6 protein-coding genes are annotated in these 10,470 nt (G+C 68.8%); 1 reads left to right on the top strand and 5 read right to left on the bottom strand.

What is annotated here, in order from left to right:
- The first annotated feature begins 215 nt into the window (after positions 1–215).
- Complete coding sequence (locus IE191_RS20675; RefSeq protein ID WP_191326327.1) at positions 216–1,382, top strand: lactonase family protein; 1,167 nt, start codon at positions 216–218, stop codon at positions 1,380–1,382.
- Here IE191_RS20675 and IE191_RS20670 read toward each other — a convergent pair.
- The 5 genes from IE191_RS20670 to IE191_RS20650 form a co-directional block, all read right to left on the bottom strand.
- Entirely contained in the window at positions 1,348–4,452 is a 3,105-nt protein-coding gene (locus tag IE191_RS20670; protein ID WP_191326326.1) for an efflux RND transporter permease subunit, read from the bottom strand. The genes IE191_RS20675 and IE191_RS20670 overlap by 35 nt on opposite strands.
- Positions 4,452–5,456: an efflux RND transporter periplasmic adaptor subunit gene (locus IE191_RS20665; protein WP_229815738.1), complete on the bottom strand. Its 1,005-nt coding sequence runs from the start codon at positions 5,454–5,456 to the stop codon at positions 4,452–4,454. Before IE191_RS20665 ends, IE191_RS20670 begins: the two co-directional genes overlap by 1 nt.
- On the bottom strand, positions 5,447–6,814 hold the full coding sequence (locus IE191_RS20660) for a TolC family protein (RefSeq protein ID WP_191326325.1): 1,368 nt from the start codon (positions 6,812–6,814) through the stop codon (positions 5,447–5,449). Before IE191_RS20660 ends, IE191_RS20665 begins: the two co-directional genes overlap by 10 nt.
- 237 nt (positions 6,815–7,051) lie before the next feature.
- Positions 7,052–9,439, bottom strand: a complete 2,388-nt coding sequence (locus IE191_RS20655; protein ID WP_191326324.1) for a TonB-dependent receptor — start codon at positions 9,437–9,439, stop codon at positions 7,052–7,054.
- A gap of 49 nt (positions 9,440–9,488) precedes the next feature.
- On the bottom strand, positions 9,489–10,187 hold the full coding sequence (locus tag IE191_RS20650) for a phosphatase PAP2 family protein (protein ID WP_191326323.1): 699 nt from the start codon (positions 10,185–10,187) through the stop codon (positions 9,489–9,491).
- Between the last annotated feature and the right edge of the window lie 283 nt (positions 10,188–10,470).

The raw sequence follows: 10,470 nt of genomic DNA, 5'->3' as shown, positions 1-10,470 counted from the left end.
TGAATCAGCGATTTTACGCCTTGGGAATCCCAAAAATCACACTTCTGCCAAAGTAGTGCTAGAGTGCGATGACAAAAAGTGGGAACCGGTTTTTGTCAAAAATCGCACGATCACAAATATTTATAGCGTGAGGTTCGGTGCAAGACCTTGACCGCACCGGCCTTTACGGCCAGTCCGCATATTCCACCGATCTTGGGAAAAGAGGCAAAGAACGCATGGGCTTCAAGGTTTTGGCGCGGACATTGGCAGCCAGTGCCGCTGCCGCCCTGCTCGTTCCGGTGGTGGTCCAGGCGGAGCCTCTGCTCGTGGGCGGCTACACCGGCAAGGGTGGCCAGGGCATTGCGGTCTATGATTTCGACAGCCGCACCGGCCAGATCACGGCGCGGCCGCAGCAGGTGGTGGCCGCGATCAATCCTTCATGGCTGGCGCTTTCGCCCGATCGCCACCACCTTTATGCCGTGAACGAGAACAGCGAGGGTCAGGCCGATCCGGTGGGGCGTGCCTCGGCCTATCGGCTTGATCCGCGCACTGGGCGCATCGCGTTCCTGAACCGCATCAACGCGCTGGGTGCCGATCCGACGCATGCCAGCGTCAGCCGCGATGGCCGCTATCTGTTCATCGCCAACTATTCCGGCGCGAGCGATCCGGGTGGAACTCTGGCGGTGGCGCCCGTGCTGTCCGACGGGCGCCTGGCGCCGGTCACGCAGGTCAAGACCCACCGCGCCAGCGAGGTCAACCGCGATCGCCAGATGGCGCCGCATGTCCATTCGGTGGTGTCTTCGCCCGATGGCCGTTTCGTCTTCGCCCAAGACCTGGGTGCCGATCGCATCTATGCCTATCGCTATGATCCGGCGCGGCCCGAGCTGCCACTGACAGCAGTGGCGGACCAGCCCTTCGTGGCGCTGCCGCCCGGTTCCGGCCCACGCCACCTGGTGTTTTCGCCCAGCGGCAGGCAGGCCTATCTCACTCTCGAAATGACCGGCTCGGTTGCCGTGCTGGACTATGCGGAAGGCCACCTGAAACTGCGCCAGGTGCTGCCGCTGGCGCCCGCCGGCTTTGCCGGCGCGGTGGGCGCGGCCGCGCTGCACGTTTCGCCCGATGGCCGCTTTCTGGCCGTGACCGACCGCGGCGCGGACAACGTGCTGGTCAGCTTTGCCATCGATCCGGCAGACGGCAGCTTGCGCCTGGTCGATCGCCGCGCGGTGGAAGGCGTGCAGCCGCGCGAATTCGCGTTTGCGCCCGATGGGCGTTTCGTGCTGATCGCCAACCAGGGCAGCGATACCATCGCGGTGTTTCGTCGCGATCCGCAGACCGGCAAGGTCGGCGAGCGGGTCCAGGCCCTGCGCTTCAGCCAGCCTTCGGCGCTGGTTTTTCCGCACTGAAGCGCCAGCGCCAGACGAGGGCGGGCAGCAGCAGCAGGGTGAGCAGCAGCGAGGAGGCGAGACCGCCCAGGATCACCATGGCCATCGGCCCCTGGATCTCGCGCCCCGCCTGCCCGGTCTCGATCGCCACCGGCAGCAGGGCAAAGGCGGTGACCAAGGCCGTGAGCAGGATCGGCGTGACGCGCTCGCGCGTGGCTTCGAGCAGGGTGTCGAGCGTCCATGGGCGCCCTTCCCCCAGCACCAGTTGATCGACATGCGCCACCAGCAGGATGGCGTTGCGCGCGGAAATGCCGAACAGGGCAATGAAGCCGACCAGCGCGCCGAGTGACACCGTGCCGCCCGCCAGCGCCACGGCCAGCACGCCGCCCGCCATGGCCGGCGGCATTCCCGCCAGGATCAGCAAGGCCGGGCGTACCCCGCCAAAGGCCAGCACCAGCAGGGCGACCATCGCCACGCCGGCCAGCGCGACATGGGCCAGCAATTGCCGCTGCGCCGCTGCCGCGCCCTCGGCCGTGCCCGCCCATGACAGGAAAACGCCGGGCGGCAGGCGCACATCGCGGGCAATCCGCGCCTGGGCCGCGCGCACCACATCGGCCACGGCATGGCCGGGCGTGACATTGGCCGTCACCACCTGGCGCCGCAGCCCGCCTTCGTGCGCGATCAACGCGCGCGCTTCGCCCGGAGAGATCGTGGCGATATCAGCCAGGCGCACGGCCCCGCCACTGGCGCCGCCTGCCGAAGCGCGTACCAGCGTGTTGCCGAGCGCTTCGGGATCGCGGCGCAAGTCTGGCGGCAGGGTGACCGCCACGTCGATCGCGCGATCGGCCAGCACGACCTGGCCCACCGTCTGTCCCGCGAAGGTGGCGCGGATGGCGTCTCCAGCATCGGCGGCGGTCACCCCGTGCAGCGCCATGCGCGCGGGATCGAGCGTAACGCCGAGCATCGGCGTGCCTGGCGCGGCTTTCATCGCCACGTCGGTGGCGCCGGGCGTGGCGCGCAGCGCGGCGGCGATGGTGGCGCCGGTGCGATCGAGCGTGTCGAGATCGGCGCCCTGGATGCTGATGGCGATGGCGGCGGTCTCGCCCGAAAGGCTCTCGCTGATGCGGTCGCCCAGGAACGTGGTCACTTCACCCTGCAAGGCCGGGGTCGCGGCCAGCGCGGCGCGGATTTCGGCCAGGGCTGCGTCCTCCCCGCGACCGCCCACGGACTTGAGGCGCAAGTGGAATTCGCCTCGGCTGGGCGGCCAGGTGTCTTCCCCGGCCTCGGCCCGGCCGATCTGCTCTTCCACACTCAGCACTTCGGGAATGGCCAGCAGGCGGCGCGATAGCTGTACCCCGGTGGCGCGCATCCATTCCAGCGAAGCGCCCGGCGGGCCGGAGACCTGGAGCACATAGTGCCGCTCGCGGAACGTGGGCAGCAATTCGCTGCCGAACGACAGCGTGCCGAGCAGCGCCAGCGCGCCGAGCACCGCGATGGCGCCGGCCGCCAGCCCCGGCCGCGCGCAGAGCCGCCGCGTCAGCCCTTCGTGCCAGTCCTTGAAGCGTTCGAGCAAGGCCGGCTCGGCCACCGGCGTGCGCTCCCGCAGCAGCATCAGCGCCAGCGCCGGGGTGACCGACAGTGCCACCACCAGCGAGGCCAGCGTCGCCAGCAGGAACGAGAGACCGAGCGGCGCGAAGAACGCGCCTTGCAGCCCGGTGAGCAGGATCACCGGCAGCATCGTCAGCGCCAGCACGAACGTGGCGTGAACCACCGGCGCGCGCACTTCGATCGAGGCGGCGGCAATGATCGCGCGGCGATCATCGGTGTCGGTCACCCCGCGCAGGCGGCGCACGATGTTCTCGATATCGACGATGGCATCGTCGATCACCACGCCCAGCGCCACGGCAAGACCGCCCAGCGTCATCGTGTTGATCGTCTGCCCGGTGCGGTCGAGCACGATCAGCGCGGCGAGCAGCGAGAGCGGGATCGAGACGAAGGCGATCATCACCACGCGCACGTCGCGCAGGAAGACCAACAGCACCACCAGCACCATGACTGCGCCGATCGCCAGGTCACCGGTAATGCCGCTGAGTGCCACTTCGACGAAATTGGCCGGGCGATGCAGCGCGGGATAGAGCGTCACCCCTTGCGCGCGCAGCGCCGGGGCGAGGTCGTCGATCGCCCGCTCCAGCGCGCGGGTGGTGTCGAGCGTGTTGGCGCCATACTGGCTCGATAGCGTGAGCAGCACGCCGGGCTTGCCCATGATCAGGGCATCGCCCACCGGCGGCGCGGGTGCGTCGGCCACTTGCGCCACGTCCCCCACGCGCACCGTGCCGCCTGGCCCGGTGGCCAGCACGGCGGCGCCGATCTGCGCGGCGGTGGTGGCGCTGGGGCCGGGATCGACCAGGATGCGCTGGTTGGGCGTATCGGCAAAGCCGCCGCCGTTGACGTTGACGGCCGCGCTCACCGCCTGGCCAAGGTCGGCAAAAGTCAGGCCCCGCGCGAGCAGGCGGGCGGGATCGGCGCGCACTTCGATGCGGCGCTGTTCCCCGCCAAAGACGTTGGCCCGGGCCACGCCGGGCACGGCCAGCAGGCGCGGCTTGATCGTCCATTCCGCCAGATCGCGCAGTTGCATGGGCGAAAGGCGCTGCGACACCAGTCCGATCTTGAGCAGGTCCATGGTGGAGGAAACCAGCGGCGTCAGGCGCGGGGTATCGACGCCGGGCGGCAGGCGGCTGATCGCTTCGGCCAGCGCTTCCGACACCTGCTGCCGCGCGCGATAGGCATCGTTGCCTTCGCGGAACGTGATGTCGATCACCGACAGGCCCTGGATCGACTGCGAGCGCACCGTCTCCACGCCATTGGCGCCGTTGATCACCGCCTCCAGCGGGCGGGTGACGAGCATTTCCACCTGTTGCGGGGAAAGGCCGGGTGCTTCGGTCTGCACGCTCGCCTGGGGCGGCACGAACTCGGGAAACACGTCATAGGCCGCGCTGCGCAGGGTCTGCACCCCCAGCGCGAGCAGCACCACGGCGCCAAGCAGGATGAGCCAGGGATGGCGTAGCGATTGCCGGACCAGAGCCGAGAGCATCAATCGTCTCCGCCGTCGGCCGGTGCCGGTGCGGCGTGATCGAGCCCGAGCAGCGTGCCGGCGCCGGCCACGACCACGCGGTCACCGGGATGCAGGCGGCCGACCGGCACGAACCAGCCGGCGGCGTCGGCGCGCCCGTCTTCCAGCGGCACGCGCTCGAAGCGGTTGGCGGGTCCGGCGCGCCACACAAACAGGCCGGCGTCGGCCCGCACGATGGCGCTGCGCGGCACCATCACGCCCGCGCGCACAGGCCCCATCCCGGCAAATGACGCGGCCAGGATGCGCCCCACTCCCAGGCGCGGCGCCTGCGGGCCGGTCAGCAGCGCCAGAACGCCGCCGCTCTGCAACTGGCTGTCGCCTGCGGCCGCCGGGCCGAGCACGCGCACTTGCGCGGTGCCGGGGGCGAGATCGAGCTGGACCACGGCACCGGCCTGTGGCGCTCCGCCGGGGAAATCGAGGCGCAGGATCGCCACCTGGCCTTGCGCAGCCTGCCGAGCCAGGGTTTCCACCGCGCCGCAGCCGCGCCGGGCGAGGCCCGCGCCATATTCGAACGTCACGCGCTGGCATGCCAGATCGAGCCGGGCGGCGTCGGCCCTTGCCTGGGCCCGCGCGCTTTCCACTTCGCGTTGCGCGGCGCCCGCGTCGGCGCCGGCCAGCGCGGCCAGCCGTGCTGCCTCGCGCGCGGACGCTTGCGCTGCGGCCCGCGCGCTTTCGATTTCCGCGCCGATTGCCGCCAGCGGACCGGGATCGAGCGCGCGGGCATAGCCGGTGGTGCCTTCGCTCTGGCTGGCAGGGGCAAGCGCGGCCACGGCAAGTCCGGCGCGCGCCTGGGTCGCCGCGTCCACGACCAGTCCGCCGTTGTCCTGCGCCGGCGCGGCGGCGGCTGGCGCGGCATCGTCGGCATCGGGCGCGGCCAGGCGGGCATAGCCGGCGTGGATCACGGCGCCCAGCGCGCCCCCGGCCAGCAGCAGGGCGGCCATCGCGGGCCAGCGCATCACAGCCATGGCTGCACCAGTTTCGGGTCGATCACGGTTTCGGGTCCATCCAGCGGGCGCCGCAGCGCGTCTTCCAGGGCGAGGTCGGCGCTGCGCAGGCGCACCAGGGCATCGATTTGCGCCAGTTGCGCTTCGGCGGCGGCAATCTGCGCGGCGGTGCGATCCACCTCGCCAATCGCGCCGAGCTTGAACTGCACTTGCGCCTGCGTGGCGGCGCGCGTGGTGGCGGGCAGTTCCTCGCTGCGGACGCGGGCCAAGGCGGCGGCAGCGGCGGTGCGCTCGGTCTGGGCCGCTTCGATGGCCGCTTGCGCTGCGGCCAGGGTGGTCTCCAAGGCAGCGCCGGCCTGCGCGCGATGGGTTTCTGCCGCCACAATCGCGGCGCGGTTGCCATCCCATGATGGCAACGACAGGTTGAGCGCGAAGGGTAGTTTCACCAGCCCGCGTTCCCAGGTGTAGCCCGGCCCCAGGCTGAGCGCCGGCATGCGCTGCGCGACTTGGCCGCGCAAGTCGGCCTCGGCCTGGTCATAGGCGGCAATGGCGCGCAGCACATCGGCGCGCGCGGCGATGGCGCGGGCACGCTCTGCCGGTGATATGGCCGGAGGCGTGGGACTGGGCGCGGCAAAATCGGGCCAGGTCAGCGTTTGATCGGCCAGAGCGCTGACCGGCACGCCCAGCACGCCGGCCACGGCGGCCCGCCCGCCCTGCGCCCGCGCCCGTGCATCGCTGAGCGCGCGGGCTGCCGCCGCCCGCGCCGCGCGATAGGGATAGAGGTCGAGCGACGCGATCTCGCCCGCCCGCGCGCGCTGTTCCAGCACTGCCAGTTGCCGATCGCGCAAGGCCACGATCGTTTCGCCCAGACGCGCCTGCTCCGCCCCGGCCATGGCGTCGATCAGCCCGCGATGGAGCGCCACGCGATCGGCCCAGACCACTTCGGCCAGATCCTGCCGCGCGGTCAGGATGCCAAGGTCTGCCCGCGCCAACCGCGCGCCACGCCGCCCGCCGATGTCCAGCGGCAGATTGGCCCCCGCCCCAAGCAACCACGGCGACGTGGTGGAAGGATCGTTGGCATATTCGCTCGACAGGGTGAAAGTGGGCGCCGCCACCTTGCGCGCCGCGCGGGCATCGGCCCTCGCCGACGCGAGCGCCGCCCGCGCCTGGGCCACTTGCGGATCCTGCGCCAGGATCGCGGCGAACAGCGTCAGACGGTCAAGGCCTGAAGCTTCCGGTCGTGCGCCCGGCGCAATGCTGGCGGCGATCTGGCGCGCCTTGCCCAGATCGAGCGGACTGGCCACGCGGGCTTGCACACGGGTGGGCAGGTCGATCGGCGCGGGCGGCACGGGCGCGCAGGCGGCAAGCAGGCCTGCCATCGCCAAGGGTTGGAATCTGCGCCCGCTCACTGTGTCCCCGTGGGCTCATGTGCCCTTGTATGTTTGTGTGGGTATCCACCACCCCCAACCCCCTCCTCTGAAGAGGAGGGGGCATTTGGCGGCCTCCTCCCCCTCCTCTTCAGAGGAGGGGGTCGGGGGGTGGTGTGAAACCTCGCGCTACACCCTACCCCGCAGGTGACGTGCGGCAAAGTTACCATTGCGCAACATCGGATGCGATCAGAACGTGATCCGCGCATCCACCATGAACGAACGCGGCGCCAGGAACTGGAACTGGTCGTCCACGCCATAGGTCTTGCCGTTGGCGATCGAGGTGATCGCGCGGTTGTTGAACACGTTGGACACGGTCGCGCCGATGCGGAAGCGGTTGGCTATCATCTGGCTCACCGCCAATTCGCCGACGCTGTAGGGCGCGATGCGATAGCTGCGCGGGCCGGTGGCGCCAGCGGTTGCCTCGGTGGCGTATTGCGGCCCGGTGAACTTCTGGCTGAACGAGAAGCGCGTGCCGTTGTGGTTGTAGAACAGGCCCACGGCAGCCGTGGAAAACGGCGCCTTGGCGATCTGCGCCCCGGTCTGCACCGAATGGGCATAGTTGTAGGACCCGTTGGCGAACAGCGTCAGCCCGGTCACAGGCATCACGCTCACCTGCCCTTCCACGCCCTTGTAGCGGACCTGGCCGATGTTCACGAGCGCGTTGGACGGCGCGCCGGTCGAGGTGTCGGCGGCGATCTTGTTGTTCACGTCGATGATATAGCCATCCACGTCGACCGACACGTGGTCACCGTGCCACACCGTGCCGACCTGGTAGTTGGTGGAGGTCTGCGGTTGCAGCTTGGACAGGTTCTGCTGCTGCACCGCCTGATCGTTGGCCGTGCCGCTAGCCGTGTAGAAGCTCGACAGATCGGGCACATACATGCCCTGCGCATACTGGCCATAGAACGACCAGTTGTTCATCACCTGCCAGTTGATCGTGGCAAACGGCAGCGTCTTGGTCCAGGTGGCGGCCGTGTCGATCGGCGTGCGGCTCTTCTGGTTGACCGGCCCGCTGATGGCGCGGTTGAAGTGGACGTATTTCACGCCCGGGGTAATCGCCAGCGCCTCGATCGGGTGGAACTCGAACTCGGCAAAGAGCTGGTACTGGTTCCAGCGCGAATATTGCAGGTAGTTGATGTTGGCGAGCGCGATGCTCGGCAAGGTTGCCGTCGCCGTGACCGGCGCGAACTTTTCGTTGTAGGACGGCAGGCCGGTGGTGCGGTCGAGATCCTGGTTGGTGCGATCGGTGTCGGCATATTCATACCAGCCGCCGACGCGGATCTTGCCCAGCGAGAAATCATAGTTGAGCTGGCCGATATAGCCGAACACGCGATACTTGTTGAGCTTGTAATAGCCCAGCACGTCGCCCGGTGCGGTCACGGTCTTGTAGGGCGAGGCACTCGTGCCAGCGCCGCTGAATCCGGTCACCACGGTGCCGGTCGTGCCCGACAGCGTGTTGTTGGTATAGCCATACATATAGGCGCGGTTGTCCATCGACAGGCCCGGCGCCAGCTTGCTCTGCAGGCGGATGTACGAGAAGTCGGTGGTCTTGTCGGTGCGGTTGTACTTCCAGTAGTCCTGCTTGGTCGGATCGTTGCCCAGGCCATAATTCAGGCCATACATGCCGATTTGCGACTTGGCGGTGCAGTTGTCGGCGGTCAATTGCGTGCCGGCGGCCAGCGCGGTGCCCCCGGTGCCGCAGGTGGCACCCTTCATCGAGTCCGACTGATAGTAGAAGTTGCGGTTCCACGTGCTCATCAGCGTGAGGGTGTGGGCGCTGCCGAGCGGGATCACCGCCTTGGCGAACAGGTTCTTGGAATTGACCGGCGAGAAGGTCAGCGCGCCGTCGGAGCGCAGGAACTGCCCGGCCAGCACGAACTTGGCACCGCCCAGCTTGTCGATCCGGCCGCTCTGGAATTCGGCGCGGCCGATGAACGTGTTCCAGTTGCCGAGCAGGCCCTGCACCTGGCCTCCCATCTGGTCGCTCGCGGCGCGCGAATACATGTTGATGTTGCCGCCATAGGTCGCTTGGCCCAACTGGCTGGCGTTGCCCGGCCCGCGATCGACCACCACGGTTTCGATCGTGGTGGTGGGGAAGAACGCGGTGGAATGGTGCGTCGGGTTGTTGGTGTCGGCAAACGGGATCGAGTCATAGGTGACGTTGTAATCGCCATCCTGGAAGCCGCGGATCGTCGCCTTGGTTTCGGTGAAGCCGGTGCCGTTGTTGCTGCCCGAGATGCTCACGCTGGGGGTCAGGGCGATCAACTGGTTGAAATCAGACGCGGCATTGGCGTTGTCGATGAATTCGCGGCTGACGGCGGCCTGCGGCTGCGTGGTGGTAAGCGAGGCGGTGATCGGCGCCACTTGCGCGGCGCGGCTGCCCGTAACGATGATGTCGGACGAGGTCAGCGATTGCGCATCGTTGGCCTGGCCGGCCTGGTTGGCGGTGGTCGATTGCGGATCGGAGGCAGCAGCGGCGGCTTCGGCAGCAGGCGCCGGTTCGGCGGCGTGAGCGGCCGTGGCCAGCAGGCTGGAGGCCGCCAGCAGGGCGGCGCGCAGGGTGTGCTTGGTCATTGTGGTTCCTTGTCGGGTCGGCAAAGGGAAAGGGAAAAGCAGGTCGGGATCAGGGCCTGGCCCATTCGGCACGCGCGGCGGCAACCTGGCTGGCAAGGCGCGGATCGGTCAGCAGCGCCTGCGCGGCGGCGGTGGCCATGCCGTGGCTGGCTTCCACGTCGCTGGGATAGTGCACGCCGCAGATCTCGCGGCTCAGGCCATAGTCCTGCGCACGTGCCATCACGGCGGCGGCGTGGTCCGGCGCCAGTGCCGCCAGAGTCCAGGCCGCGCTCCAGGCAAAGGCGGCATGGCCGCTGGGATAGGCTTTCAGCGCCTGTTCGCCCTTGCCGCAATGGGGCAGCGCGGGATCGACCATGAACGGGCGGGCGCGGCGGAAGTGATGCTTGGCGATGGCCACCACCCGCTCCACATCCTGCTGCACCAGCGTGAGCAGCGCCATGGTGTGCGGCATCGTTGCCAGATCGCGGCCCATGGCAGCGTTGAAGATCGAGGGATCCTCGTGCTTGCCGTCCCAATCGGCCTGTTCGCGCCGGGCCGCCGGGGTGGCGGCGATCAGCGCGCGCAGGCGATCGAGATCGAGCCGTTCCTCCAGCGAGCCGGGTGCGGGCGGCGGGGCAAAGGCATGATCGGGCGCGAAGGCATCGGGCGAAAGCCACTGCGGCGCCGGATCGGCATCATGCGCCGCATGCGCTGCGGGCACGGCCAGGCAGGCAGCCGCCAGCGCGGCCGCAGACCGAAAGAATCGCATCGTGAGAAACCCCATGGGCGCCGGGCCATTCCCGTTGCGCTTGCCGCCCCGCTAGGCACGGTGCGTGACAGTTGTGCGACAAGCACCGTCACACCCGGCGATTCCCCGCAACATTGCAAATTGAGAATGTTTGCCGGCGTGGGTGCTGTATTTCCACCACCCCCCGACCCCCTCCTCTGAAGAGGAGGGGGAGTAAGCGGCCAAAGCCCCCTCCTCTTCAGGGCAGGGGAATCGCATATGGGCTTGCGCTGCTGATTGAATAGGATTCTTGGGGTGTCTCCGT

The organism is Novosphingobium pokkalii (assembly GCF_014652855.1).
Lineage (GTDB): Bacteria > Pseudomonadota > Alphaproteobacteria > Sphingomonadales > Sphingomonadaceae > Novosphingobium > Novosphingobium pokkalii.
This window is presented reverse-complemented; position numbering and strand designations above follow the sequence as displayed.

What these genes read in the sequence shown, in the direction of transcription:
- IE191_RS20655 (WP_191326324.1), bottom strand. Translation starts at nt 9,439, where the DNA reads ATGACCAAGCACACCCTGCGCGCCGCCCTGCTGGCGGCCTCCAGCCTG.
- IE191_RS20650 (WP_191326323.1), bottom strand. Translation starts at nt 10,187, where the DNA reads ATGCGATTCTTTCGGTCTGCGGCCGCGCTGGCGGCTGCCTGCCTGGCC.
- IE191_RS20670 (WP_191326326.1), bottom strand. Translation starts at nt 4,452, where the DNA reads ATGCTCTCGGCTCTGGTCCGGCAATCGCTACGCCATCCCTGGCTCATC.
- IE191_RS20665 (WP_229815738.1), bottom strand. Translation starts at nt 5,456, where the DNA reads ATGGCTGTGATGCGCTGGCCCGCGATGGCCGCCCTGCTGCTGGCCGGG.
- IE191_RS20675 (WP_191326327.1), top strand. Translation starts at nt 216, where the DNA reads ATGGGCTTCAAGGTTTTGGCGCGGACATTGGCAGCCAGTGCCGCTGCC.
- IE191_RS20660 (WP_191326325.1), bottom strand. Translation starts at nt 6,814, where the DNA reads ATGGCAGGCCTGCTTGCCGCCTGCGCGCCCGTGCCGCCCGCGCCGATC.